Annotated in this window: 19 protein-coding genes; 12 read left to right on the top strand and 7 right to left on the bottom strand. The window is 74.0% G+C overall.

Going from position 1 to position 25,313, the window contains the following annotated elements; all coding sequences use genetic code 11:
- Nucleotides 1-69 precede the first annotated feature (69 nt).
- Nucleotides 70-636, bottom strand: a complete 567-nt coding sequence (locus AMK25_RS13850) for a sugar O-acetyltransferase (RefSeq protein WP_073828792.1) — start codon at nucleotides 634-636, stop codon at nucleotides 70-72.
- A 176-nt stretch (nucleotides 637-812) separates the two neighbouring features.
- Between AMK25_RS13850 and AMK25_RS13845 the strand changes: the two genes are divergently transcribed.
- Nucleotides 813-4,127 carry a S8 family serine peptidase gene (locus AMK25_RS13845; protein WP_241826358.1) on the top strand — a complete coding sequence of 1,105 codons (3,315 nt, stop codon included), beginning with the start codon at nucleotides 813-815 and terminating at the stop codon, nucleotides 4,125-4,127.
- Nucleotides 4,128-4,180: 53 nt separating this feature from the next.
- Here the strand turns inward: AMK25_RS13845 and dapD are convergent, their stop codons facing one another.
- Nucleotides 4,181-5,140 (bottom strand): 2,3,4,5-tetrahydropyridine-2,6-dicarboxylate N-succinyltransferase, encoded by a 960-nt coding sequence (gene dapD, locus AMK25_RS13840; RefSeq protein ID WP_073828790.1) that lies wholly within the window; start codon nucleotides 5,138-5,140, stop codon nucleotides 4,181-4,183.
- A 104-nt stretch (nucleotides 5,141-5,244) separates the two neighbouring features.
- On the opposite strand from dapD, the gene dapE reads away from it, so the two are divergent.
- Nucleotides 5,245-6,318 (top strand): succinyl-diaminopimelate desuccinylase, encoded by a 1,074-nt coding sequence (gene dapE, locus AMK25_RS13835; RefSeq protein ID WP_073828789.1) that lies wholly within the window; start codon nucleotides 5,245-5,247, stop codon nucleotides 6,316-6,318.
- Nucleotides 6,319-6,366: 48 nt separating this feature from the next.
- On the opposite strand, the gene AMK25_RS32410 is transcribed toward dapE, so the two are convergent.
- Nucleotides 6,367-6,528 (bottom strand): hypothetical protein, encoded by a 162-nt coding sequence (locus AMK25_RS32410; protein ID WP_166457212.1) that lies wholly within the window; start codon nucleotides 6,526-6,528, stop codon nucleotides 6,367-6,369.
- 154 nt (nucleotides 6,529-6,682) lie between these two features.
- On the opposite strand from AMK25_RS32410, the gene AMK25_RS13830 reads away from it, so the two are divergent.
- The 7 genes from AMK25_RS13830 (at nucleotide 6,683) to AMK25_RS13800 (ending at nucleotide 18,047) form a co-directional block, all read left to right on the top strand.
- A complete protein-coding gene (locus AMK25_RS13830; RefSeq protein ID WP_073828788.1) occupies nucleotides 6,683-7,564 on the top strand; it encodes a TIGR00730 family Rossman fold protein in 882 nt (293 codons plus the stop codon).
- Between the two features lie 2 nt (nucleotides 7,565-7,566).
- Nucleotides 7,567-8,112 (top strand): TIGR00730 family Rossman fold protein, encoded by a 546-nt coding sequence (locus AMK25_RS13825; RefSeq protein WP_073828787.1) that lies wholly within the window; start codon nucleotides 7,567-7,569, stop codon nucleotides 8,110-8,112.
- An 896-nt stretch (nucleotides 8,113-9,008) separates the two neighbouring features.
- Nucleotides 9,009-12,329 carry an ATP-dependent helicase gene (locus AMK25_RS13820; RefSeq protein WP_443189915.1) on the top strand — a complete coding sequence of 1,107 codons (3,321 nt, stop codon included), beginning with the start codon at nucleotides 9,009-9,011 and terminating at the stop codon, nucleotides 12,327-12,329.
- Nucleotides 12,326-15,730 carry an ATP-dependent helicase gene (locus AMK25_RS13815; RefSeq protein WP_073828786.1) on the top strand — a complete coding sequence of 1,135 codons (3,405 nt, stop codon included), beginning with the start codon at nucleotides 12,326-12,328 and terminating at the stop codon, nucleotides 15,728-15,730. The genes AMK25_RS13820 and AMK25_RS13815 overlap by 4 nt, the downstream gene beginning before the upstream one ends.
- Before the next feature lie 204 nt (nucleotides 15,731-15,934).
- On the top strand, nucleotides 15,935-16,138 hold the full coding sequence (gene cspE, locus AMK25_RS13810; protein WP_013288421.1) for a transcription antiterminator/RNA stability regulator CspE: 204 nt from the start codon (nucleotides 15,935-15,937) through the stop codon (nucleotides 16,136-16,138).
- 177 nt (nucleotides 16,139-16,315) lie between these two features.
- The gene (locus AMK25_RS13805) at nucleotides 16,316-17,569 is read left to right on the top strand and encodes a DEAD/DEAH box helicase (RefSeq protein ID WP_073828785.1); all 1,254 of its coding nucleotides are present in this window, start codon (nucleotides 16,316-16,318) and stop codon (nucleotides 17,567-17,569) included.
- Nucleotides 17,570-17,861: 292 nt separating this feature from the next.
- Nucleotides 17,862-18,047 (top strand): hypothetical protein, encoded by a 186-nt coding sequence (locus AMK25_RS13800; RefSeq protein ID WP_073828784.1) that lies wholly within the window; start codon nucleotides 17,862-17,864, stop codon nucleotides 18,045-18,047.
- A gap of 158 nt (nucleotides 18,048-18,205) precedes the next feature.
- On the opposite strand, the gene AMK25_RS13795 is transcribed toward AMK25_RS13800, so the two are convergent.
- From AMK25_RS13795 to AMK25_RS13780, 4 genes are read right to left on the bottom strand one after another with little or no spacing between them, the layout of a single operon-like run.
- Nucleotides 18,206-18,649, bottom strand: coding sequence for an RrF2 family transcriptional regulator (locus AMK25_RS13795; RefSeq protein WP_073828783.1), 444 nt, complete (start codon nucleotides 18,647-18,649; stop codon nucleotides 18,206-18,208).
- Between the two features lie 4 nt (nucleotides 18,650-18,653).
- Nucleotides 18,654-19,538, bottom strand: a complete 885-nt coding sequence (locus tag AMK25_RS13790; RefSeq protein WP_073828782.1) for an ABC transporter permease — start codon at nucleotides 19,536-19,538, stop codon at nucleotides 18,654-18,656.
- Nucleotides 19,528-20,307: an ABC transporter ATP-binding protein gene (locus tag AMK25_RS13785; RefSeq protein ID WP_073828781.1), complete on the bottom strand. Its 780-nt coding sequence runs from the start codon at nucleotides 20,305-20,307 to the stop codon at nucleotides 19,528-19,530. Before AMK25_RS13785 ends, AMK25_RS13790 begins: the two co-directional genes overlap by 11 nt.
- Complete coding sequence (locus AMK25_RS13780) at nucleotides 20,304-21,365, bottom strand: ABC transporter substrate-binding protein (RefSeq protein WP_073828780.1); 1,062 nt, start codon at nucleotides 21,363-21,365, stop codon at nucleotides 20,304-20,306. The genes AMK25_RS13785 and AMK25_RS13780 overlap by 4 nt, the downstream gene beginning before the upstream one ends.
- Before the next feature lie 229 nt (nucleotides 21,366-21,594).
- Here AMK25_RS13780 and AMK25_RS13775 point away from each other — a divergent pair, with 229 nt between their 5' ends.
- From AMK25_RS13775 to nudC, 3 genes are read left to right on the top strand one after another with little or no spacing between them, the layout of a single operon-like run.
- The gene (locus tag AMK25_RS13775; RefSeq protein ID WP_073828779.1) at nucleotides 21,595-22,905 is read left to right on the top strand and encodes a M16 family metallopeptidase; all 1,311 of its coding nucleotides are present in this window, start codon (nucleotides 21,595-21,597) and stop codon (nucleotides 22,903-22,905) included.
- Complete coding sequence (locus AMK25_RS13770) at nucleotides 22,902-24,245, top strand: M16 family metallopeptidase (RefSeq protein ID WP_073828778.1); 1,344 nt, start codon at nucleotides 22,902-22,904, stop codon at nucleotides 24,243-24,245. The genes AMK25_RS13775 and AMK25_RS13770 overlap by 4 nt, the downstream gene beginning before the upstream one ends.
- The gene (nudC, locus tag AMK25_RS13765; protein ID WP_073828777.1) at nucleotides 24,242-25,189 is read left to right on the top strand and encodes an NAD(+) diphosphatase; all 948 of its coding nucleotides are present in this window, start codon (nucleotides 24,242-24,244) and stop codon (nucleotides 25,187-25,189) included. Before AMK25_RS13770 ends, nudC begins: the two co-directional genes overlap by 4 nt.
- Nucleotides 25,190-25,313 lie beyond the last annotated feature (124 nt).

Here is a 25,313-nt window from a genome sequence, read left to right as displayed (position 1 = left end):
AAACGCTCTACTACTAAGAGTGCATGCCGGTTCCGCAATCCGCATCCGCTGGAACGGTGTTTCCGCAGCTCAGGATGGTTTGGCCAGGCTCCTGATCGGACGAGCGGGGTTGCCTACCGCTACGACATCGGCCGGCAGGTCGCGGGTCACCACCGCGCCGGCGCCGACCACCGTGTTCTCGCCGATGGTCACCCCGGCCAGGACGATCACCCCGCCGCCGAGCCAGACGTTGTCACCGATGGTGATCGGCTGTGCGGATTCCCACTTGGCCCGGCGTGCCTCCGGTTCGACCGGGTGGGTGGCGGTGAGCAGTTGCACGTTCGGTCCGATCTGGACGTCGGCGCCGATGGTGATGCGGGCGACGTCGAGGAGGACCGCGTTGAAGTTGACGAACGTACGCGGGCCGATGTGCGTCTGATATCCGTAGTCGCAGTACAGCGGCGGCCGGACCCAGGCGTCCTCGCCGAGCGAGCCGAGCAGTTCGCGCAGCGCGGCGAGGCGGCCCGCCGGGTCGTCGGCGGAACTGCGGTTGAAGCGTTCGCTGAGCCGGGCCGCGCGCTCCAGGTCGGCGATGATCGCCGGATCGTCGGCGATGTACTGCTCGCCCGCCAGCATCCGGTCCTTCATGGAGGTCATCGCTCGATCGTCCCGGCCGGGTCGGGAGCGTGCTGGCGGTTCCGTCGGATCAGCGACTTCCCGTTGCATACGCGGTATGTAATGCTGATACCCGCATCGATGTGTCCCTCATCGATGAAACGTTCGACGAAGGAGGAAGGTTGCTCCGGAATCGCAGAAAACTGGGCGCGCTGGGCATGGCCCTGGCGCTGGCGCTCGGTCTGCCAGTGCCCGCGCAGGCCGCCGCGCCCACCGGCCCGGCCGGCCCGTCCGCGCTCACCGGTCCGTCCGACCGGGCCGGCAGCCGCGCGACCACAGTCACCCTGATCACCGGGGACCGGGTCACCGTCGCCGCCGGAGGCCGCGCCGCGGTACGCCCCGGCGCCGGCCGTGCCGGCATCGAGTTCATGGTCCGCCGCGAGCGCGACCGCCTCACCGTGCTGCCGCAGGACGCGCTCCCGCTGGTCCGCTCCGGCAAGCTCGACCGGCGGCTGTTCGACGTCACCGGGCTGATCGAGGCCGGCTACGACGACGCGCGGCGCGACACCGTACCGCTGCTCGTGTCGTACCGGCCGGGGGTGAACCGGCGGACGGCGGCCCCGCTCGCCGGCGCGCGGGTGACCCGCGACCTGCCGGCGATCACCGGCGCGGCGGTCGTCGCGTCCAAGAGCGACACCGGCGCGCTCTGGAACGCGGTCAGCGCCGACCGTTCCGGAGCCCGGCTCGACGCGGCGGGGGGTGTCGAGCGGATCTGGCTCGACGGCCGGCGGCGGGTGACGCTCGACCACAGCGTGCCGCAGATCGGCGCGCCGACCGCCTGGGCCGCCGGATACACCGGCAAGGGCGTCCGGGTCGCGGTGCTCGACACCGGCGTCGACCTCACCCACCCGGACCTGGCGGGCAAGGTCGCCGAGTCGCGCAACTTCACCGAGGAGACGAACCCGGACGACATCGTCGGGCACGGCACCCACGTGGCCTCGACCATCGCCGGCAGCGGGGCCGCATCCGGCGGGAAGTACCGGGGCGTCGCGCCCGACGCCACGCTGCTGTCCGGAAAGGTGTGCGAGATCTACGGCTGCACCGACTCGGCCATCCTGGCCGGCATGCAGTGGGCCGCCGCCGAGCAGCACGCCACGGTGGTCAACATGAGCCTCAGCGGCGGCGACACCCCCGAGGTGGACCCGCTGGAGGAGGCGATCGGGACGCTCACCGAGCAGCACGGGACGCTCTTCGTGGTCGCCGCCGGCAATGCCGGCGCCGACGGCTCGGTCGGCTCGCCGGGCACCGCCGACGCCGCGCTCGCGGTCGGCGCGGTGGACCGCGACGACGCGCTCGCCGACTTCTCCAGCCGCGGCCCCCGCGTCGGCGACGGGGCGATCAAGCCGGACATCACCGCGCCCGGCGTGGAGATCGTGGCCGCCCGGGCCGCGAACGGCCAGATCGGCGACCCGGTGGGCGACAAGTACGCCTCGCTGTCCGGCACGTCGATGGCCACCCCGCACGTGGCCGGCGCGGTCGCGCTCCTCGCCCAGCAGCACCCCGGCTGGACGCCCGCCCGCTACAAGGCGACGCTGATGGCCTCGGCGAAGCCGCACCCGGAGCAGACCGCGTTCCAGCAGGGCGCGGGCCGGGTCGACCTCGCTCGCGCGATCACCCAGCAGGTGACCAGCGACCCGCCGTCCGTCTCGTTCGGCGTGGCGACCTGGCCGCACACCGACGACCAGCCGATCAGCCGGACGGTCACCTACCGCAACGGCGGGAACGCCGCGATCACGGTGGACCTGAGCAGCGAGTTCACCGGTCCCGGCGGGCGGTCCGCGCCGGCCGGCATGCTCACCCTCAGCACCTCCCGGCTCACCCTCCCGGCGGGCGGCAGCGCCCAGGTGACAGTGGTCGTGGACACCCGGCTCGGCGGCGCCGACGGCTACTGGACCGGCCGCCTGACCGCCCGTGCCGGCGATGCGGTGGCGGTGACCCCGCTCGCTGTCGACCGCGAGGTGGAGAGCTACGACCTGACGGTGACGCACCGCGACCGCTCCGGCGCCCTGACCGGTGACTACTTCACGAGCCTGCTCGGGCTCGACGACGGCAGCTACCGCGACGTGTACGACGCCGACGGCGAGGCCCGGCTGCGGGTGCCCAAGGGCCGGTACGGCGTGCAGAGCCTGATCTTCGCAGCCGGCGACGAGGGCTGGTCGGAGGTCTCCTTCCTCGCCCAGCCGGAGCTGGTAGTGACCGGCAACCAGCGGCTCGTGCTGGACGCGCGGGCGGCGAAGCCGATCCGTACCACCGTGCCGCAGCGCGGCGCGGCGCCACTGCTGATCGACCTCACCGCGGCCTGGAAGCTCGACGACTTCCAAGCCAGCTTCGGGCTGTGGGCCGACACGTTCGACGGTCTCTACTCGGCCCAGGTCGGCCGCAACGTCTCCGGCGACCTCTTCGTCGGCGCGGTCGCGAGTCAGTGGACCGAGGGGAGGGCGCCCGAGCGCAGCCCGTACTTCTACGGCCTGAACGAGCTGTTCCCGGGCCGGTTCCCGACCGGGTTCGTCCGGCACTACCGGCCCGCCGACCTCGCCACCGTCACGAGCCGGTTCGCCGCCGGCTACACCGGGATGGAGAACGAACGGGTCGTGTTCCCGGAGTCCGACTACGACATCGGCGGCTCGGCGATCGTCCTGCCGGTCCAGGTGCCCGGCAAGCGGATCGAGCACCTCTCCACCGCCAAGACCCGCTGGAGCACCGAGCTGAACTTCGGTGAGCGGGACGAGGACGGCTGGCTGGAGGCGCGGGCGGTGCTGCAGTCCGGGCCCACCCGCTACCGGGCCGGGCACACCTACACCGAGGAATGGAACAAGGGCCCCTTCGGCCCGTCGTTCCCGCAGCCGCGCTGGCCGGAGGAGAGCATCACCCGTATCGGCGACACCATCGTGGTCGCGCTGCCGGTGCACAGCGACGCGGCCGGCCACCCGGGCGGTTCGCTCAACGACACCGAGCACACGCGGCTGTTCCGCAACGGCAAGCTGGTCGGCGAGTCGCCCTACCCGGGCTACGGCGAGTTCACAGTGCCGCCGGGCGCGGCGAACTACCGGCTGGAGACCGTGGCGAAGCGCGGCTTCACCGACCTGAGCACCGAGGTCTCGGCGAGCTGGACGTTCCGCTCCAAGCGGGTGCCGGGTGACGTGCCGGCCCGGTTGCCGGCCATGGCGGTCCGGTTCACCCCGCCGCTGGCGGTGGACAGCTCGGCCCCGGCGGGCCGGACGTTCACCGTGCCGGTGGCGGTGCAGCGCCAGCCCGGCGCGCCGTCCGGCCGGGTCGTCGCGCTCACCGTCGACGTCTCCTACGACGGCGGGAAGACCTGGCGCAAGGCGGCCCTGAAGAAGCAGGGCGGGGCGTGGACGGCCACCGTCCGGCACCCGGCCGGCCCGGGGTACGCGTCGCTGCGGGCCACCGCCCGTGACGACGCCGGCAACACCGTGACCCAGCGGATCATCCAGGCGTACCGCCTGCGGTGAGCCGGCCGTCCGGGTCCGCGACGGCCGTCGCGGACCCGGACGGGGGTACGGGCTCAGTCGTTGGCGTGCAGCGCCGCGTTCAGCTTGATGCCCTGGCCGGTACGCGGCTTCGCCTCCAGCGCGCCGGTCACCGAGTTGCGCCAGAACAGCAGCCCGTCGACGCCGGACAGCTCGCGGGCCTTCACGGCCCGGCCGTCCGGCAGGGTGATCTTCGAGGCGGCGGTGATGTAGCAGCCCGCCTCCACCACGCAGTCGTCGCCGAGCGTGATCCCGACGCCCGCGTTCGCGCCGACCAGGCTCCGCTCACCGATGCGCACCCGCTCGGTCCCGCCGCCGGAGAGCGTGCCCATGATCGAGGCGCCGCCGCCGATGTCGGAACCGTCGCCGACCACCACGCCCTGCACGATGCGGCCCTCGACCATCGAGGTGCCGAGCGTGCCGGCGTTGAAGTTGACGAAGCCCTCGTGCATCACAGTCGTCCCGGAGGACAGGTACGCGCCCAGCCGGACCCGGTCCGCGTCGGCGATCCGCACCCCGGACGGCACCACGTAGTCGGTCATCCGGGGGAACTTGTCGACCCCGTACACGGCCAGGTGGCGGCCCGCCGCCCGCTCGATGACACGCAGCTCGTCCACCCGCTCCGGCGGGCACGGCCCGGCCGACGTCCAGGCGACGTTCGCCAGCTTGCCGAAGATGCCGTCGAGGTTCAGCTCGTTGGGCCGCACCAGGCGGTGGGAGAGCAGGTGCAACCGCAGGTACGCGTCGGCGGCGTCCTTGATCGGGTCGTCCAGCGAACCGATCACCGTGGTCACCTCGACCGTGCGCAGGCCGGGCAGCGCACGCGCGCCGATCGCGCCCGGCGGCAGGTCGAGCACGTCGGCCTGGTCCTCGCCGGGCACCAGCGGCAGCTCGCCCAGGCCCAGCTTGCCGGTCGGGTACCAGGTGTCGAGCACCTGGTCCTCGGCGGTGACGGTGGCCAGGCCGATGCCCCAGGCGGATGGTGCGGACGTCACGATGTCACCTTTCGTTCCGGCAACGGCGTCCGCCGCTGCTCGCGGCCGCGGGCCTCGCCGAACGTGTTCCCTGGCCCGCCGAGGTTGACGGTACCGTGCGAGACATGCAGAACCCGTTGACCCCCGAGGTCCTGGCCGATCCGGTGGCGCTGACCCGCGCCCTGGTCGACATCGAGTCGGTCTCCCTCAACGAGAAGGCGATCGCCGACTGCGTCGAGGAGGTGCTGCGCCGCGTGCCGCACCTGACCACGTACCGGCACCAGAACACCGTCATGGCCCGTACCGACCTGGGCCGGGCACAGCGCGTGGTGCTCGCCGGCCATCTGGACACCGTCCCGCTCAACGGCAACTTCCCCTCGACCATGCGCGGCGACCTGATGTACGGCTGCGGCACCTCCGACATGAAGTCCGGCGTGGCGTTCGCGCTGCACCTGGCGGTCACGCTGCCCGACCCGCGCTACGACGTCACGTACTTCTTCTACGAGGCCGAGGAGATCGAGTCGAAGTACAACGGCCTCACCCTGGTCGCGCAGAGCCACCCGGAGTGGCTGGAGGCCGACTTCGCGGTGCTGCTGGAGCCGACGTACGGGATCGTCGAGGCGGGCTGCCAGGGCACCATGCGGGCGGTGGTCACGACGCACGGGGAGCGGGCCCACGCGGCGCGCTCCTGGCACGGGGTGAACGCCATCCACGGCGCGAGCGAGGTGCTGCGGCGCCTGACCACGTACGAGGCGCGCCGGGTGACGATCGAGGGCTGCGACTACCGCGAGGGCCTCAACGCGGTACGGATCACCGGCGGGGTGGCCGGCAACGTCATCCCCGACCGGTGCGAGATCGAGATCAACTACCGGTACGCCCCGGACCGCGACCCGGCGGGCGCCGAGGCGCACCTGCGCGAGGTCTTCGCCGGCTTCGACCTGGCGGTCACCGACGCGGCGGCCGGCGCGCCCCCCGGGCTGGACAACCCGGCGGCGCAGGAGTTCCTGGCGGCGGTCGGCGCCGCTCCGATCGGCAAGCTGGGCTGGACGGACGTGGCGCGGTTCGCGGCCATGGGCATCCCGGCGCTGAACTTCGGCCCCGGCGACCCCAACCTGGCGCACCACAAGGACGAGCACGTCGAACTGACCAAGATCCGGGACGGCGCGGCCACCCTGCACCGCTGGCTCGCCCCCGCCTGACGCGCGCCACGATCCGGGGCCCGCACCCGCCTGGCGGGCCCCGGATCGTCAGACGCTGGTCGTCAGGGGCGCATCCGCCTCGCCGGTCTCCCCGGTGAGGTCGGTGCGGTGGGTCTCCATCATCCGGGCGCGGCGGCGCTCGGCCACCACGTCGCGGATCCGCCGCTGCATCTGACGGCGGATCCGGATCATCTCGCTGTTACTGATCAACGCTGGCTCCTCCCCCGAAGGCGCGTCGCCCGGGGTATACCGGGTATGTGAATAGTAAGACGTACGAGCCAGCGATTTAGTTGCCCGTATCCCAGATTTTCTCGGGCTCCCGGGCCAGCGCGTCGCGCCGGATCCGCTCCATTACGGTGACCACATGGGCGAGAGCAGCGGGAAGTCGGCCGGGCAGGGGCAGCGGGAGGATCGGCGCCGGGGAGAACGGCACCGCGGTGCGGTGACGCTGCGCAACCGGGCGCTTCCGACGAGTACCGCCGATCAGCGACTGCTCGACTCCCGGGGACGCAGTGACTGGAAGACCAAGGACGCCTGGCGGGCCCTGCGGATCCTGTCCGAGTTCGTCGAGGGCTTCGACACCCTCGCCGACCTGCCCCCGGCGGTGAGCGTCTTCGGTTCTGCCCGCAGCAAGCCGGACAGCCCGGAGTGCCGGCTGGCCGAGGAACTGGGCGCGGCACTGGCCCGGGCCGGCTACGCGGTGATCACCGGCGGCGGCCCCGGCGTGATGGAGGCGGCCAACCGCGGCGCCGGCGAGGCCGGCGGTCTCTCCGTCGGGCTCGGCATCGAGCTGCCGTTCGAGCAGGGCCTCAACGACTGGGTCGACCTGGCCATCGACTTCCGCTACTTCTTCGCCCGCAAGACCATGTTCGTCAAGTACGCCCAGGCGTTCGTGGTGCTGCCCGGTGGCTTCGGCACCCTGGACGAGCTGTTCGAGGCGCTCACCCTGGTGCAGACCGGCAAGGTGACCCGGTTCCCGGTCGTGCTGATGGGCACCGACTACTGGCGCGGACTGCTCGACTGGCTGCGCGCGACGATGGCCGCCGAGGGCAAGATCGGCCCGGCCGACCTCGACCTGATCCGGCTCACCGACGACGTCAACGAGGCGGTCCGGCACATCGTGGAGGCCGAGGCCGTGCTCTCCGCCGAACAGGAGGCGGTACGCGAGGAGGCGGTCGCCCGGGTCGCCGCCGACCAGCGCGCCGCCGCCGAGGCCGCCCCCGAGGGCCCGGCCGGACGGAGCTGAGCATGGCGAACGTCTGCGTCTTCTGCGCGTCCTCCCGTACCCTCGACGCCCGCTGGCTCGCGTTGGCCACGGAGACCGGCGAGGAACTGGCCCGGCGCGGTCACACGCTGGTCAGCGGCGGTGGCTGCGTCGGGATGATGGGCGCCGTGGTGGAGGGCGCGCGGGCGGCCGGCGGCCGGACCATCGGCGTCATCCCGCAGTCCCTGGTCGACCTGGAGGTCGCCGACCTGGCCTCCGACGAACTGCTCGTCACCGACAGCCTGGCCGACCGCAAGACGCTGATGGACGAGAAGTCCGACGCGTTCGTGGCGCTGCCCGGCGGCCTGGGCACGCTGGACGAACTGTTCGAGGTGTGGACCACCGCCACCCTGGCCCTGCACGCCAAACCGATGGTGATCGTGGACGTCGACGGCTTCTACCGGCCGCTGCTCGACTGGATCCGTGGGCTCGGCGAGCAGCGTTTCCTCAAGCCGGCCGCGCTGGACCTACTGATGGTCGCCGACAGCGTGCCCGCCGCGCTGGACCTGATCGACGCCCGCCTGACCTGACGCGCGCCCGGCCGGCCCGCGCTTGTTCGCCACCATTTCGGCGTGCTTGATCGTCACCATTTCGGGGAGGCGGTGGTGTCCGGGTGTGTGTGATGTGGCCATTTCCCCGTGGTGGTGTTGATCTAGGGGTGGGATGTGGCCACTTCGCCGAAGTGGCGCGGACGCGCTGGTGCCGGGGGTGTGGGTGCGTTGCTCGCTGTGGTGGCGGGGTTCGGTTCGCGTTCGTCCGGTCGGCCCCGTGCTTGTTCAACACCGTCTCGGCGAGCTTGATCGTCACCATTTCGGGGAGGTGGTGGTGTCCAGGCTGGTGTGATGTGGCCACCTCGCCGTGGTGGTGTTGATCTAGGGGTGGGATGCCGCCACTTCGCGGAAGTGGCGTGGACGTCCGGGAGCCGGGCGTGGGCGGAGCCTGGCGGTGGTGCACGCTGCGGGCGGGTTAGCTGGTGGCGGCCGGGACGGCGGGCGGTTTCCGGGTGTCGTACCGGCGTGGTGGGATGTCGGTGATGCAGGCGTACCGGTTGGTGCGCCGGCCCGGCGGCGCGGGGGCGGGGGTCACCCACGACGCCGGGGCGGGGCAGGGGGTGGGTCGGCCCGGTGGGCCGGCCGATGCGGAGCCGCGATCCGGGGGGTCGGCGGGCGATGCCGCGCACCCGCAGACCGCCACGCCGCCCGGAAACGCCTCGCCGCAAACCGAGACCGGAGCATGCCCGCCGTCGAGCGGGGGTGGCACGCCGCGAACCGGAGCGCCGTCCCCGTCGTCCGAGAGTGGCACTTCGCGGGCGGGGGTGTCGCCACCGTCGGCCGTTTCGGCGCGGAACGGGTCTGGGGAGGGCACTAACGTTTCGCGCCGGGTTGATCCGGTGCAGGCCGAGGTGGTCGCGCACACCGACGGGCCGATGCTCGTCGTGGGTGGTCCCGGCACCGGCAAGACGTCCACGCTCGTCGAGGCGGTCGCCGCCCGGGTGGCCGAGGGCGTCGACCCGGAGCGGATCCTGGTGCTCACCTTCGGCCGGCGGGGCGCCACCGAGCTGCGCCACCGGATCGAGGCGCGCATCGCCGGGGACGGACACCGCGTGATCCGCGAGCCGCTGGTGCGCACGTTCCCGGCGTACGCCTTCGGGCTGCTGCGTCGCGCCGCTGCCGAACGAGGCGAACCCTCGCCCCGGCTGCTCACCGGCCCGGAGCAGGATCTGATCATCCGCGAGCTGCTCGACGTGGTGGGGGAGGAGCCCGGCGACGACCCGGTCGGCTGGCCGGAGGACCTGCGCCCCGCGCTGCGTACCCGGGCTTTCGCCCAGCAGCTGCGCGACCTGCTGATGCGGGCCGCGGAACGCGGTGTCGGGCCGGTGGAGCTGGCCCGGCTGGGCGAGAAGCTGGGCCGCGCCGACTGGCCGGCCGCCGCGCGTTTCCTGCGGGAGTACGTCGCCGTGCTCGCCCTGCGCGACGTGAGCAACAGGGGCTCGGTGGCGTACGACCCGGCGGAGCTGGTGCGCGCCGCCACCGGCATGCTGCTCGACGATCCCGACCTGCTCGCCGCCGAGCGCCGCCGCCTGACCCACGTGTACGTCGACGAGCTGGCCGACACCGACCCGGCCCAGCTCGACCTGCTCGCCGTGGTGGCCGGAGGCGGGCGGTCCCTTGTTGCGTTCGCCGACCCGGACTCGTCCACGTACGCCTTCCGGGGCGCCGACCCGGCCGGCGTCGCCACGTTCCCGCACCGCTTCCGCACCGCCTCCGGCGCGCCGGCGGCCCAGGTCACGCTCACCACCTCGTACCGGGCCGGGCCGGAACTGCTCGCGGCCACCGCCCGGCTGGCCCGCCGGCTGCGCGGCCCGGCGGCGCACCGGCGGCTGCGCCCGCTGCCCGGCGCGCCGGCCGGATCGGTGGAGGTACGGACGTTCCGCTCCGCCACCAGCGAGTCGGCCTGGCTGGCCCACGCGCTGCGCGAGGCGCACCTGCTCGACGGCGTGCCCTGGTCCCGGATGGCGGTGCTGGTCCGCTCCACCGGCCGACAGCTGCCGTCGCTGCGGCGCGCGCTGCACACGGCCGGAGTGCCGACAGTCGTACACGGCGAGGACCTTCCGCTGCACCTTCAGCCGGCGGTCGCCCCGCTGCTGCTCCTGCTGCGCTGCGCGCTCGAACCGGACCGGCTGGACGAGGAGGCCGCTGTCGCGCTGCTGCACTCGCCGCTGGGCGGGGCCGACCCGCTGGCCGAGCGACGGCTGCGTCAAGGGCTGCGGGCGCTGGCGCTGGCCGGCGGCGACCGCCGTCCCTCCGGCGACCTGCTGGTGGAGGCGCTGCGCGACCCGGCCGAGCTGTCCACCATCGAGCGCCGCTGGGCGGCCCCCGCGCAGGCGGTGGCGCATCTGCTGGAGACCGCCCGGCAGTCCGCCGCCACCCCGGGCGCGACAGTCGAGGACGTGCTCTGGGCGGTGTGGCGGGAGAGCGGGCTGGCCGAACGCTGGGCCGGGGCGATCACCCGGGGGCGGGCGGCCACCGGCGAGCACGAGACCGCCCAGCGGTGGCGGGCCGAGGCCGCCGACCGGGACCTGGACGCCGTACTCGTGCTGTTCGACGCGGCGGCCCGGTTCACCGACCGGCTGCCCGGCGCGCGTACCGAGGTGTTCCTCGACCACGTCCTCGGGCAGGAACTGCCCGCCGACACGCTCGCCGCCGCCGCCGACCGGGGCGACGCGGTACGCCTGCTCACCGCGCACGCCGCGAAGGGCCTGGAGTGGGACCTGGTCGCGGTGGCCGGGGTGCAGGAGGGCGTCTGGCCTGACCTGCGCCTGCGCGGCAGCCTGCTCGGCTCGGAGCGCCTGGTCGACGTGCTGGCCGGCCGGGCCGACGGCGCCGGCCTGCGCGCCAGCCTGGTCGGGCAGACGTCGGCGCTGCTGGACGAGGAGCGGCGGCTGTTCCACGTGGCGATCAGCCGGGCACGGCGGCGGCTGCTGGTCACCGCTGTGGCGTCGGCGGCGGTCGGCGGGGACGACCACGAGGAGCAGCCGAGCCGCTTCCTGCACGAGCTCGCCGCCGCCGACCCGCCCGCCACCGGCGGAACCGGCCCGGCTCCGACCGGCCCGAACCCGACCGGCCCGGCCTCGAACGGCCCGGCGGGGAACGGTCCGACAGGCCAGGCCACGCGCGGGCAAGCCGCAGACGGGCCGGTGCCGCACGGGGACGAGCATCCGCAGGACGGGCCGCCGACCGCGCTCCCGGTCACCCTGCCGCCGCGCGGGCTCACCCTGTCCGCGCTGGTGGCGGAGCTGCGTACCGCTGTCACCGACCCGGCGGCGCCGGTCACCCGGCGGCACGCGGCGGCGGGTGAGCTGGCGCGGCTGGCCGCCGCCGGGGTGCCCGGCGCGCACCCGGACGACTGGTGGGGACTGCGCGGTCTCTCCGACGACCGGCCGCTGGTCGACGAGGGCGAGCCGGTGCGGGTCACCCCGTCGGCGATGGAGAGCGCGTTGCGGTGCAGCCTGCGCTGGCTGCTGGAACGGCACGGCGGCAGCGGGCCGGCCAGCGCCGCGCAGGGCGTCGGCAACCTGGTGCACGCCGCGGCGATGCTGGCCGAGGACGCGAGCGTCGACCGGGAGGCGTTGCTGGAGTACGTGGCTGCGCGGTTCGACGCGATCGAGCTGGCCGCCCGGTGGATGGCCGGCCCGGAGCGGCAGCGCGCCGAGGCGATGGTGGACAAGCTGCTGCGCTGGCTGGCGGGCAACCCGCGCCGGCTGCTCGCGATCGAGCACGAGTTCGCGGTCCGCCTCGACGACCCGGCCCGCCCGATCCAGCTGACCGGCCGGGTCGACCGGCTGGAGGTCGACGCCGAGGGGCGGCTCGTGGTGATCGACCTGAAGACCGGCAAGTCGACGGCGGTCACCGAGCGGGAGGTGGCCGAGCATCCGCAGCTCGGCGCGTACCAGGCGGCGGTGGAGGCGGGCGGGTTCGCCGAGTTCGGCGAGGAGCCGGGCGGGGCCGCGCTTGTGCAGCTCGGCACCGGCGCGCGGGACGCGAAGGAGCAGACCCAGGCAGCGGCCGGGGAGGGGCCGGAGGCCGGGTGGGCCACCGCGCTGGTACGCCGTACCGCCGAGACCATGGCCGCCTCGACGTTCGCCGCCGTGGCCAACTCCAAGTGCCGGGTCTGCCCGGTCCGCACCAGCTGCCCGGTCTCCGGCCAGGGCCGCCAGGTGGTCGAGCCACCCCCGGAGAACTCGTGAGCGTTCAGCCGGCGCTGTTCGGCGCCTCCGCCACGCCCGCGCCGCGTACCGCCGACGCCGGGCCCCGCTACACGCCTGTCGAGCTGGCCCGGCTGCTGCGGCTGCCCGCGCCCACCCGGGAGCAGGCCGCGATCATCGCCGCGCCGGTGGAGCCGCTGCTGGTGGTCGCGGGCGCCGGCTCGGGCAAGACCGAGACGATGGCGGCGCGGGTGATGTGGCTGGTCGCCAACTCCTACGTACGCCCCGAGCACATCCTCGGCCTCACCTTCACCCGCAAGGCGGCCGGTGAGCTCGCCCACCGGGTCCGGACCCGCCTCGACCAGCTCATCCGGCGGCTCGGCCGGCAGGGGCGGGACCCGCACGACGACCCGCTGGCGGGCGAGCCGACGGTGTCCACGTACCACTCGTACGCGGGGCGGATCGTCACCGAGCACGGGTTGCGCGCCGGGTACGAGCCGACCACCCGGCTGCTCACCGAGGCGTCCCGCTGGCAGCTTGTCGACCTGCTGGTGCGCAACTACGACGGCGACATGTCCGAGGTGGACCGGATGCCGTCCACGATCACCGACGCCGTACTGGCGCTCGCCGGTGAGCTGGACGAGCACCTGGTCGACCCGGACGAGCTGGCCGCCTGGACGGGCCGCTTCTTCGCCGAGGTGCAGTCCCGGCCGGGCCGGGTCTACGCCGACGTGCGCAAGGCGCTCCAGCTCCAGCGGACCCGGCTGAAGCTGCTGCCGCTGGTGCGCGCGTACGCCCGGCGCAAGGACGACTTCGAGGCGATGGACTTTGCCGACCAGCTGGCCCGCGCCGCCCGGGTGGCCCGCGACCACCCCGGCGTCGGTGTGATCGAGCGGGACCGGTTCCGGGTGGTGCTGCTCGACGAGTACCAGGACACCAGCCACGCCCAGGTGGTGCTGCTCAACGCGCTCTTCGGCGGCGGCCACCCGGTCACCGCGGTCGGCGACCCGTGCCAGTCCATCTACGGCTGGCGGGGAGCAAGCGCCGGCACGCTCGACCGGTTCCCCGCCGAGTTCGCCCGCGCCGACGGCAGCCCCGCCGACGTGCTCAGCCTGACCACGAGCTGGCGCAACCGGCCGGAGATCCTCGGCGTCGCCAACGCGCTGTCGGTGCCGCTGCGGGCGGCCGGCGCGCGGGTGCCGGAACTGCACGCCGCGCTCAGCGTCCGCGACCCGATCCCGCACCGCACTCCGGGCGGGCAGGCCGCCGGGACCGTGCACTGCGCGCTGCTGGAGACGTACGCCGACGAGGCCGACTGGATCGCGGACAGCGTGCTGGCGGCGTGGCGGGGCGCGGCCGGGATGCCCGGCGCGCTGCCCGAGCACATCCCGGCCGACCGCCGCCCCACCACAGCGGTGCTGGTACGGGTGCGCAGCCAGATCCCGGCGATCGAGGCGGCGTTGCGTGCCCGCGGGCTTCCTGTCGACGTGGTCGGCCTGGGCGGGCTGCTGGACACCCCGGAGGTACGGGACGTGGTGTGCACGCTGCGCGTGCTCGCCGACCCGACCGACGGCGCGGCGCTGCTGCGGCTGCTCACCGGCGCGCGCTGGCGGATCGGCCCGCGTGACCTGGTCGCCCTGCACCGCCGGGCCCGCGCGATCGCCCGCGGCCGCCGGGAGCTGACCGGGGACGAGGGCCCGGAGATCACCGTGGACGCGCTGGACGAGGCGACGCTCGTGGAGGCGCTGGCCGACCTGGGGCCGGCGCAGGCGTACTCGGCCGAGGGCTACGCGCGGCTGCGCTCGTACGGGATGGAGCTGGCGCTGCTGCGCTACCGGCTGGACCAGTCGCTGCCGGAGCTGATCGCGGACATCGAGCGGACCATCGGGCTCGACGTCGAGGTGGCGGTCCGGGCCGGCCGGGACGGCGCGGGCGACGCCGGGCTGGCCCGCGCGCACCTGGACGCGCTCGGTGACGTCGCGGCCCGGTTCAGCGGTGAGACGCCCGGCGCGACGCTCGCCGGTTTCCTCGCCTACCTGGCCGCGGCCGAGGACGAGGAGCGCGGGCTGGCGCCCGGTGAGGTCGAGGTGGTGGCCGGCGCGGTGCAGGTGCTCACCGCGCACGCCGCGAAGGGCCTGGAGTGGGACGTGGTGGCGGTCGCCGGGATGACCCGGGGCGTCTGGCCGGGGCCGGTCCGCAACTCCGACCACTGGCTGGGCGGGCTCGGCGTGCTGCCGTTCCCGTTGCGCGGCGACGCGGATGGCCTGCCCGAGCTGGCCCTGCCGGAGGCCGAGGACCAGCGCGGGGTGGCCCGGGCGCTGACCGAGTTCACCGACGCCTGGCGGGCGCACGACGAGCGGGAGGAGCGCCGGCTGGCGTACGTGGCGGTGACCCGCCCTCGCCGCCTGCTGCTCTGCTCGGGCTACTGGTGGGGGGAGGGGACCAAACGGTTCCGGGGCCCGTCGGTCTTCCTGCGCGAGGTGCACGACGCCTGCCTGGCCGACCCGGACGGCCACGTGGTCGACGCCTGGACGCCCGAGCCGGCCGGCGACGCGGTGAACCCGACCACCGAGACCGTGCTGCGGGCCGAGTGGCCGGCCGACCCGCTGGGCGCCCGCCGGCCGGCGCTCACCGAGGCGGCGGCGCTGGTCCGCCGGTACCTCGCCGACCCGGAGGTGGCCCGGCGCGAGGCGGCGCTGCTCGCCACGACCGGCGCGGTGGAGGACGCCGAGGTGGCGCGCTGGCGGCGCGAGGCCGAGCTGCTGCTCGCCGAGCGGGCGGAGCTGGCCCGGCAGGCCGAGGCGGTCGAGGTGGAGCTGCCCGGCCAGCTCTCGGTGACCCAGCTCGTGGCGTTGCGCCGCGACCCCGAGGCGCTGGCCCGGACGCTGCGCCGCCCGATGCCCACCGAACCGACGCCGTACGCCCGGCGCGGCACCGCGTTCCACGCCTGGCTGGAGCAGCGCTTCGGCGCCGACCGGCTGCTCGACGTGGACGAGCTGCCCGGCGCGGCGGACGAGGACGCGGCCCCGGACGAGGCGCTGGTCGAGTTGCAGGAGCGCTTCCTGGCCAGCGAGTGGGCCGACCGGGTGCCGGTGGAGGTGGAGGTGCCGTTCGCCACAGTCGTCGCCGGGGTGGTGATCAGGGGCCGGATGGACGCCGTCTTCGCCCGCCCGGGCGGGCGCTACGACGTGGTCGACTGGAAGACCGGGCGGCAGCCCACCGGCCGGGAGGCCGACGCGGCGGCGGTGCAGTTGGCGGTCTACCGGCTGGCCTGGGCGGAACTGGCCGGGGTGCCGGTGGAGCGGGTCGGCGCCGCGTTCCACTACGTCCGGGACTCCGCCACCGTCCGCCCGGCCGACCTGCTCGACGCGGAGGGGCTGGCCGATCTGGTGGCCGCCGTGCCGGAAATCCCGGGGGATCTACCGCAGGGCACGAGTCCGTGATACGTTGTCCGGGTTGCAGTTTTGGTTTCCAGAGACTCTGTGTGCGCCTGGCGGATTGTGGCCCCAGGCGCTCTTTGTTGTGTCCGGAGTTCTCCGGGCGGGGCGACCAGCAGCGACAGGCACGCCGCGTATTCCACGCGCGGGGTGCTCCTCTCCGGCCCGCAACACGTGCGGGCCGACCGTTCCGTCAAGGAGACGAAACACATGGCAATTGGCACCGTCAAGTGGTTCAACGCTGACAAGGGCTTTGGCTTCATCACCCCGGACGACGGCGGCGCCGACGTCTTCGCCCACTTCTCGGCGATCCAGACCTCCGGCTACCGGAGCCTGGACGAGAACCAGCGGGTCGAGTTCGAGGTGACCCAGGGCCAGAAGGGCCCGCAGGCGGAGAACATCCGCCCGCTCTGATCTTCGGATCAACCGGCACCACCACCGCGCCCTCTCGGGCGCGGTGCACGGGCCGGCCCGCCTCTGCTGGGCCGGCCCGTCCCTTCGGTTCGTGCTTGTGACCACCGGTTACGCCGGTGACGCGCCGCAGCCCGGCGCCCTTCCTCGACACGTGCCGCCTCGAGGAAGGCTTTCCGCATGACCACGACCCTGCCCACGTTCGCCGCCACCGGCCTGGCTCCGGCGCTCATCTCCGAGCTGGCCGCGCAGGGCATCTCCGCGCCGTTCCCGATCCAGGCGGCCACGCTGCCGGACTCCCTGGCCGGCCGGGACGTGCTCGGCCGGGGCCGTACCGGTTCCGGCAAGACTCTCGCGTTCGGGCTGCCGCTGCTGCACCGTACGGCCGGTCGCCGGGCCCGCCCGGGCCGCCCGCTCGCGCTGGTGCTCGTACCCACCCGGGAACTGGCCGCGCAGGTCACCGCCGCGCTCACCCCGTACGCGGCCACGCTCGGGCTGCGCTGCGCGACAGTGGTCGGCGGGCTCTCCCTGACCCGGCAGGCGGCCGCGCTGCGGGCCGGCGCCGAGGTGCTGGTGGCCACCCCGGGTCGGCTGCACGACCTGATCGACCGCGGGGACGCCCGGCTGGACCAGGTGACCATCACCGTGCTGGACGAGGCCGACCAGATGGCCGACATGGGCTTCCTGCCGCAGGTGACGAAGCTGCTGGAGCAGGTCGCGCCGGGTGGGCAGCGGATGCTCTTCTCGGCCACCCTGGACGGGGGCGTGGACCGGCTGGTCCGCCGCTTCCTGGCCAATCCGGTGACGCACTCCGTGGACCCGGGCACCGCCACCGTCACCGCGATGACCCACCACGTGCTGCACCTCGAGGCGGACGACAAGCAGGCCGCGCTGGCCCACATCGCCGCCCGCGAGGGCCGCACCATCGTCTTCATCGCCACCAAGCACCGCGCCGACCGGGTGGCCCGGCAGTTGCTCGCCAAGGGCGTACGCGCCGCGGCGCTGCACGGCGGCAAGTCGCAGCCGCAGCGCACCCGCATCCTGGAGCAGTTCCGCACCGGCCAGGTCACCGCGCTGGTGGCCACCGACGTGGCGGCCCGGGGCATCCACGTCGACGGGCTGGACCTGGTGGTCAACGCCGACCCGCCCGCCGAGGCCAAGGACTACCTGCACCGGGGTGGCCGGACCGCGCGGGCCGGCGAGTCGGGCACCGTGGTCACACTGGTGCTGCCGGAGCAGCGCCGGGACGTCGCCCGGCTGATGAGCACCGCGGGCATCAACCCCAAGAACACCCGGGTACGCGCCGGCGACAGCGAGCTGAGCCGGCTCACCGGCGCCCGCGAGCCGTCCGGTGTGCCGGTGACCATCACCGCGCCCGCCGCCGCGCACCCCGCCCCGGCGACCCGCCCTCGCCGGCGTCCGCGCCGCCGCTGACCGCGGCCCGTCGCCCGACCGGCCTCCCGTCTGTGCGGGCCGCGCCCGACCGCCCTCGCGTCCGGTCGGCCCGCGTCTGTGCGGGCCGCGCCCGAGCGGCCTCGCGTCCGGTCGGCCTGCGTTGTCCGGGCCCCGCCTGACCGGCTCGCCTCCGATCGGGCCGAGCGTTCGTTCCTGAGTCGGGAATCAGTCGATGTTCGGTCGGCTGCCCGACTGTGCGACCGCCGCGTGACGGTGATGCTGTCGCGCGGAGAACCGGTCGGGGGGTCGGCCGGACGCGGAGGGAGCGGTCATGGCGGGGGACGTAGGCCCAGGCGGAGCACGGGAAGTGCTGCTGGTGCTCGCGGTCGCGGGCGCCGGCCTGGCGCTCGCCGCGGTGGCCGCGTTCGGGCCGTGGCAGCCGTCCGACGACGGCCCGCAGGACCGTGGTGCCGCCCGCAGCTTCACCCCCGGAATGAGCGCCCCTCACGCTCCGTAACGGTCGCGGAGGGGCGATGCCCGAATACCGATATGACTCTGAGGCATGAATATGCCCCAGAGTCATATCGGTCGGAAGTCATACCTTCTCCGGCCGGGCAGCGGGCGGCCGGGCGGAAAGCCGGTGGACCAGAGCCCGGGCGGCCCCGAACCCGCGCGTCAGGGTGCCGTCGCCCGGTCGCTCAGCAGGTCGGCGAGCGTGGTCCGGTCCACGACCAGGGCGATCGCGCCGTCCACCGCCAGCCACACGTCCCGCAGGCCGGTGGCCACGCCGTGGTAGCCGGCCCGGTCGGCGGGAATGCCCCGGACACTGGTGATCGCGCCACCCACCGCGCGCAGCACGTCACCGACGCTGATCTCGTCCGGCGGACGGGTGAGCGCGTACCCGCCCTCGGTGCCGCGGTGGCTGTGCAGCAGTCCGGCCCGCCGCAGGTCGAGCAGGATCCCCTGGAGGAAGCTGAGCGGGATGTCCTGACTCTCGGCCAGGCTCGCCGCCTTGACCAGCTCGCCGCCACCGACCCCCGAGTCACCCGTGGTGTCGGCGACGTCGGCGACGGCGAGCATGGCCCGGAGCGCGTAGTCGGCGCGCGCGGAGATGTACACGGCGTCAGTTGCCGGCCTGGTCCAGCACGCCCCAGCGGCGGCGGATCGCCTTGTCGGCGGCCCCGAACGCGGTGTCCACCAGCAGACCCACCACCAGGATGACGATCATGATGGCCATCAGCCGCGGCGCCTCGCTCAGCTCGCGCGCGTAGGTGAGCTGAGCGCCGATCGAGGTGCGGGTGGCGATGACCACCAGCAGCTCACCGGCCATCAGGCTGCGCCAGGCGAACGCCCAGCCCTGCTTGAGCCCGGCCACGATGGCTGGTAGCGCGGCCGGCGCGATCACGTACCGGTAGAGGTTCAGCCCTCGCGCGCCGAGGTTGCGGCCGGCGCGGACCAGCAGCGGCGGCACGTAGTCCACGCCGTGGATGACGCCGTTGGCGACCGACGGTGCGGCGCCGAGCACCACCACGAAGAAGATCGCCTGCTCACTGAGCTGGAACAGCAGGATGGCCAGCGGGAACCAGGCGATCGACGGCATGGTCTGCAACGCGGTGATCATCGAGCCGAGCGCGGCCCGGAGCACCTTGACCCGGGCCACGCCCAGGCCGAGCAGCAGACCGACCGCCACCGCGGCGGCGAAGCCGACCGCCGCCCGCCGGGCCGTGGTGGCCAGGCCCTCCCAGAGCGCCGAGCTGAGCAGGTACTCCCCGAGGTCGCCGAAGACCACTGCCGGGCCGGGCAGCGCCCACGGCTCCTTCCACCCGGACCAGACCACCGCCTGCCAGATCGCCACCGCGAGCGCGAGCGCGGCGAGCTTGGGCCAGGTGGCCGACCACAGGCGGCGTACCCGGGACGGGCCCTTCTCCCGGCCGGCGATCTCCAGCGCGTCGAGCCCGGAGATCTCCGCGTCGGCCCGCGCCGCCGCGGACAGGGTGTCACTGGCCATGCCGGCCCACCTCCTTGCGCAGCCGGTCGGTGACCTCGGCGGCGATGGCCGAGACCTCCGGCGAGTCGATCCGCCGGGGGCGCGGCACGGCGACCTCGGTGGAGTAGATGATCCGGCCGGGCCGGCTGGAGAGCAGCACGATGCGGTCGGCGAGCCGGGCCGCCTCGCGGACGTTGTGCGTGACGAACAGGACGGTGAGCTTGCGCTCGGTCCAGATCCGCTCCAGCTCGTCGTGCAGGATGTCGCGGGTCATCGCGTCCAGCGCGCCGAACGGCTCGTCCATCAGCAGCACCGACGTCTCCAGCGCGAGCGTGCGGGCCAGCGCGACGCGCTGCCGCATGCCGCCGGAGAGCTGGTGCGGACGCTTGCGGCCGAACTCGGACAGGTGGACCGTGCGCAGCAGCTCGGCCACCCGCTCCTTGCGCTGGTCGCGGGGCAGGCCGCGCAGCTTCAGCGGCACCTCGACGTTGCCCTCGACTGTCAGCCACGGGAACAGCGCCGGCTCCTGGAACATCAGTCCCGGGTTGACGCCCTCGCCGAGCTCGATCGTGCCGCCGCTGGCCCGGTCCAGGCCGGCGACCAGGTTGAGCAGCGTGCTCTTGCCGCAGCCGGACGCGCCGACCATGCAGACGAACTCGCCGGGCGCGACGTCCAGCGACAGCCCGTCCAGTGCCAGGACGGCCTGATCGCCCTGGCCGTACACCTTGGTCACGCCGCGCAGCGCGACCGAGCCGGTCGCGCTGCGCGGGGTCGTGGTCGTCGACGTCACGGCTGACTGACCTCGGCCTTGCCCTGCGCCTTGAGGACCTCGTTGAGGAACTTCAGGTCGTAGAGGCCGTTCAGGTCGACCGGCTGGGTCAGCCCGACCGCGACGGCGTGGTCCAGGCCGGTCTTCAGCGAGGCCGGGATCGGGTCGTTGGTGAACTCCAGCGTCGGCCAGGCCTGCTTGATCAGCTTGAGGTCCAGCGGCTTGCCGGTGATCTTGCCGATGTGGTCGGAGATGGCCTGCTGCGCCTCGTCCGGCTTGGTGTTGACGAACTCGTTCGCCGCGACCTGGCCCTCGACCAGCTTCTTCACCACGTCCGGGTGCGCGTTGAGGAACTTGGTGCTGACCAGCAGGTTGGTGATGACGAACTTCTTGTCCGGCCAGAGGTCACGCTCGTCGACGAGCACCTTGCCGCCGGCGTTGATCAGCCGGGAGACGAACGGCTCGGGCACCCACGCGCCGTCGATGGCGCCGCTGCCGAACGTCTCGATCGTCTGCGCGTTCTCCTGCGGGACGATCTTGACGTCGCCGCCGCCCTCCTTGGTGGTCTCCAGGCCCTTCTCCTTGAGCCAGAAGCGCAGCGCCACGTCCTGGGTGTTGCCGAGCTGCGGGGTGGCGATCTTCTTGCCGCGCAGCTGCTCCACCGAGGTGATGCCGGGCTTGACCACGAGCGCGACGCCGCCGGACGCCGCGCCGGAGATGACCCGGACGGCCTCGCCCTTGGACTTGGAGAAGGCGTTCACCGTCGGGTTCGGGCCGATGTACGTGGCGTCGAGCGCGCCGGAGAAGACGGCCTCGATGGCGGCCGGGCCGGCGTTGAAGGTCTTCGTGTCCAGCTCGACGTCGCTGCCGAGCTTCTCCTTGAAGATCCCCTTCTCCACGCCGACCACGGCCGGGGCGTGCGTGATGTTGGGGAAGTAACCCAGGCGCAGCGTCACCGGGCCGGACCCGCCGGCGGCGTCGCTGTCCTCGCCGCAGGCGGCAGTGGTGCCGAGCGTGGCCGCGCCGACCGCGGCCAGGGTCGCCAGGGTGACCAGGCGGCGCAGGGGAAGCCCTCTCATCGAATGTCCAATCCGCAGTATTCCTATTTAGTTGGTAGGAAGACTGGGGCAGACGTCGAGCGGCGTCAAGACCCGATCCGGGCGTCGGGACCGCGACCTCGGCTTTCCCGATAATTCCCACCTGTTCGGTGGAGAAGGCGTGGCCGGTCGGTCGGCCCCCGGCCCCGCCGTCCGGCGGGCCGCCGCACACCGGCGGTAGAGCCGGTACGGAAGCGCTAATGTCGATCTCGTGCCCACGCCGAGAGCGAAGATCCCAGCGACGAAGTACCCGGTCGAACGACTCACCCTCGACAACGGCCTGCGTGTGGTGCTCACGCCGGACCGCAGCGCCCCGGTCATCGGGGTGGCGGTGGTCTACGACGTCGGCATCCGCTCCGAGCCGGAGGGACGCACCGGGTTCGCCCACCTCTTCGAGCATCTGATGTTCCAGGGCTCGGAGAACCTGGAGAAGCTGGCCCACTTCCGGCACGTCCAGGGCGCGGGCGGAACGTTCAACGGCTCCACCCACCTGGACTACACCGACTACTTCGAGACGCTGCCCGCCAACGCCCTGGAACGCGCGCTGTTCCTGGAGGCCGACCGGATGCGCGGCCCCCGGCTGACCGAGGAGAACCTGCGCAACCAGGTCGACGTGGTCAAGGAGGAGATCCGGGTCAACGTGCTGAACCGGCCGTACGGCGGGTTCCCCTGGCTGACGCTGCCCCCGGTGATGTTCGACACCTTCCCCAACGCGCACGACGGCTACGGCTCCTTCGTCGACCTGGAGTCGGCGACAGTTGCCGACGCCGCCGACTTCTTCCGCCGCTACTACGCCAGCGGCAACGCCGTACTGGCGGTCAGCGGCGACATCGACGTGGCCGAGGCGACCACGCTCATCGAGCGGCACTTCGGCGACGTGCCGGCCCGTCCCGCGCCGCAGCGGCCCGACTTCGCCGAGCCCGACCTGACCACCGAGCGGCGCAGCACGTACACCGACGCGCTGGCCCCGCTCCCGGCGGTGGCCGGCGCGTGGCGGGTGCCCGACCCGATCAGCGACTTCGCCGGCTACCTGCCCTATGTGGTGCTGGCCGAGGTGCTCACCGACGGCGACGCCTCGCGGCTGGTCGAGCGGCTCGTGCAGCGCGACCGGTCGGTCACCAGCCTCGGCGGGTACGTCGGTTTCATGGGCGACCCGTTCGACGTGCGCGACCCCACCGCGCTGCTGCTCCAGGCGCACCTGCCGCCCGGCGGCGACGTCGACAAGGTGCTGCGCACGATCGACGAGGAGCTGGACCGGCTGGCGACCGACGGGCTGACCGAGGGGGAGCTGGCGCGTACCCAGGCCCGGATGGCCACCCACCTGCTGCGCGACACCGACGCGGTGCTCGGCCGGGCGTTGCGGATGGCGGTGCTGGAACAGCAGCGCGGCGAGCCGGGCCTGCTCAACGAGCTGCCCCGGCTGGTCGGCGCGGTGACCGAGGACCAGGTCCGGGCCGCCGCCGCCACCCTGCGGCCCGAGCGCCGCGCGTCCGTCGAGGTCGTCGCCGGAGGAGCCCGATGAGCACGAGTACGACCGCCGCCACCACCGTCCGGCCGCTTCCGGCGCTGCGCCCGAACCGCCGTCTCAAGGTGCCCAAGCAGGCCGAGCGCACGTTGCGCAACGGCCTCACCGTGATCGCGGTACGCCGCTCCGCCGTGCCGCTGGTGGAACTGCGGCTCTGGATGCCGTTCGGCCGTGCCCACCTCGCGCGCGGCGCGATGCTGGCGCAGACCATGCTCGCCGGCACGCAGGCGCACAGCGCCACCGAGATCGCCGCCGAGCTGCAGAAGGTCGGCGGAGGGCTGACCGCCGGTCTCGACCCGGACCGGCTGATGCTCTCCGGCGCCGGTCTGGTCACCGGGCTGGACCGGATGCTGGAACTGCTCGCCGAGGTGCTCACCGGCGCCAACTACCCGGCCGACTGGGTGGAGACCGAACGGGACCGGCTCGTCGACCGCATCCAGGTCGCCCAGAGCCAGCCGTCGCACCTGGCCCGCACCGCGCTGCTCAAGCGGATGTACGGCCGCCACCCGTACGCCGTGCAGACCCCCGACCCGGACCAGGTCCGGGCGGTCCGGCCGGCCGCGCTGCGGCGGCTGCACGCCGAGCGGGTGCACCCGGCCGGGGCGGTGCTCGTGGTCGTCGGCGACGTACAGCCGGAGCGGGCGCTGGACGCGGCCGAGCAGGCGCTCACCGGCTGGCGCGGCGACGGGCACGTCGCCGAACTGCCGCCCGCGCCGCCGCTGGAACCCGGACCGCTGCTGCTGGTCGACCGGCCCGGCTCGGTGCAGTCCTCGCTGCGCCTCGCCCTGCCCGCGGTGCCGCGCACCCACCCGGACCACGCCGCGCTGCAACTGGCGAACCTCATCTTCGGCGGCTACTTCTCCTCCCGCTGGGTGGAGAACATCCGCGAGGACAAGGGCTACACGTACGGGCCGCACTCGCTCGTCGAGCACTCGGTGGCCGGTTCGGTGCTCATCGCCGGCGCCGAGGTGGCCACCGAGGTGACCGCGGCGGCGCTCGTGGAGACGAACTACGAGCTGGGCCGCCTGGCCACGGTGCCGCCGAAGGCCGACGAGCTGGAGCAGGCCCGCCAGTACGCGCTCGGCACGCTTCAGCTCGGCATGTCCACCCAGGCCGGGCTCGCGTCGCTGACCAGTGCGTACGCCGGCAACGGGCTGCGGCTGGACTTCCTCGCCGAGCACGCCGCCCGGCTCGCCGCCGCGACGGTGGACGACGTGGCCGAGGTGGCCGCCCGCTACCTGGCGCCGGCCCGCGCGGTCACCGTCGTGCTCGGCGACGCCGAGCGGGTGGCCGACTCGCTCGCCACGCTCACACCGGTGCGTACGGAATCCGCATGAGCGGCGAGCCCGCGCCCCCGCTGGCCCGGTCCACGCTCGACCGGGCCGCCCACCGGCGTACCGACCCGGCCTGGCTGGCCGAGGCGTGGGAGCGGTCGCGGGTGCTGGTGCTCGACTCGGCGGCCGAGGGGCGTGCCCTGGTCCGGGGCGTGGCGGCCCCGCCGGAACTGGTCCTGGTCGGCCCCGGCGACCTGCCGGAGGTGCCGCGCTCGGTGCCGATGTTCCTCGGCGTCGAGCCGGACGGCGTGCCCGTCTTCGCGGTGGACGGGCCGCTGCCGGCGCTGCCGGAGACCCGCCCGGCGCACCTGCGCGAGGTGGGCCACCTGATGACCGACCGGGACGCCGGCCTGTTCACCACCGCGCTGGCGCTGCTCAACTGGCACCTGCGGCACGGCTACTCGTCCACGACGGGGAAGGCGACGCGGGCCGACGAGGCGGGTTGGTCGCGGATCGACCCGGGCGGCGACCGGGTCTGGCCGCGTACCGACCCGGCCATGATCGTGCTGGTGCACGACGGTGCGGACGGCGCGGACGGCCGCTGCCTGCTCGGCAACAACGCGGCCTGGCCGCGCACCCCCGGGCAGCGCCGCTACTCCTGCCTGGCCGGATACGTCGAGCCCGGCGAGTCGGCCGAGGCCGCCGTGCTCCGCGAGGTCCGTGAGGAGGTCGGCGTCCCGGTCGAGGAGATCATGTACGTCGGCAGCCAGTCCTGGCCGTTCCCCGGCTCGCTGATGCTCGGCTTCCTGGCCCGCGCCGACGCGGAGGCGCCGATCCGGGTCGACCTGGCCGAGATCGCGCACGCGCGCTGGTTCACCCGCCGGGAGATCGGGGCCGCGCTGGCCGGCGAGCCGGTACCGGTGGGCGGGGGAGACCGGCTGGTCCTGCCGCCGCCGTCGTCGATCGCGTTGTTCCTGGTGCACCGCTGGCTCGACGGCCACTGCTGACCCACCCGACGTCTGCCTGCCAGTCGGGCTGCAGGTTTCGGCTGGTGCCGCGGCGCCAGCTCGGGGAAGTGGTGTGGTCAAGGCCGGTGGGATCCCGCCACCTCCCCGAACTGGCGGGGTCGGG

Source organism: Micromonospora sp. TSRI0369 (assembly GCF_001905625.1).
GTDB classification, from domain to species: domain Bacteria; phylum Actinomycetota; class Actinomycetes; order Mycobacteriales; family Micromonosporaceae; genus Micromonospora; species Micromonospora echinospora_A.
The sequence above is the reverse complement of the archived record's forward strand: the minus strand, read 5'-3'. Positions and strand labels throughout refer to the sequence as shown.

Excerpts from the sequence above, each read along its gene's own strand:
- AMK25_RS13850 (WP_073828792.1), bottom strand. The coding sequence starts at position 636 with ATGACCTCCATGAAGGACCGGATGCTGGCGGGCGAGCAGTACATCGCC.
- AMK25_RS13845 (WP_241826358.1), top strand. The coding sequence starts at position 813 with ATGGCCCTGGCGCTGGCGCTCGGTCTGCCAGTGCCCGCGCAGGCCGCC.
- dapE (WP_073828789.1), top strand. The coding sequence starts at position 5,245 with ATGCAGAACCCGTTGACCCCCGAGGTCCTGGCCGATCCGGTGGCGCTG.
- AMK25_RS13830 (WP_073828788.1), top strand. The coding sequence starts at position 6,683 with ATGGGCGAGAGCAGCGGGAAGTCGGCCGGGCAGGGGCAGCGGGAGGAT.
- AMK25_RS13825 (WP_073828787.1), top strand. The coding sequence starts at position 7,567 with ATGGCGAACGTCTGCGTCTTCTGCGCGTCCTCCCGTACCCTCGACGCC.
- AMK25_RS13820 (WP_443189915.1), top strand. The coding sequence starts at position 9,009 with ATGCTCGTCGTGGGTGGTCCCGGCACCGGCAAGACGTCCACGCTCGTC.
- cspE (WP_013288421.1), top strand. The coding sequence starts at position 15,935 with ATGGCAATTGGCACCGTCAAGTGGTTCAACGCTGACAAGGGCTTTGGC.
- AMK25_RS13805 (WP_073828785.1), top strand. The coding sequence starts at position 16,316 with ATGACCACGACCCTGCCCACGTTCGCCGCCACCGGCCTGGCTCCGGCG.
- AMK25_RS13800 (WP_073828784.1), top strand. The coding sequence starts at position 17,862 with ATGGCGGGGGACGTAGGCCCAGGCGGAGCACGGGAAGTGCTGCTGGTG.
- AMK25_RS13790 (WP_073828782.1), bottom strand. The coding sequence starts at position 19,538 with ATGGCCAGTGACACCCTGTCCGCGGCGGCGCGGGCCGACGCGGAGATC.
- AMK25_RS13780 (WP_073828780.1), bottom strand. The coding sequence starts at position 21,365 with ATGAGAGGGCTTCCCCTGCGCCGCCTGGTCACCCTGGCGACCCTGGCC.
- AMK25_RS13770 (WP_073828778.1), top strand. The coding sequence starts at position 22,902 with ATGAGCACGAGTACGACCGCCGCCACCACCGTCCGGCCGCTTCCGGCG.
- nudC (WP_073828777.1), top strand. The coding sequence starts at position 24,242 with ATGAGCGGCGAGCCCGCGCCCCCGCTGGCCCGGTCCACGCTCGACCGG.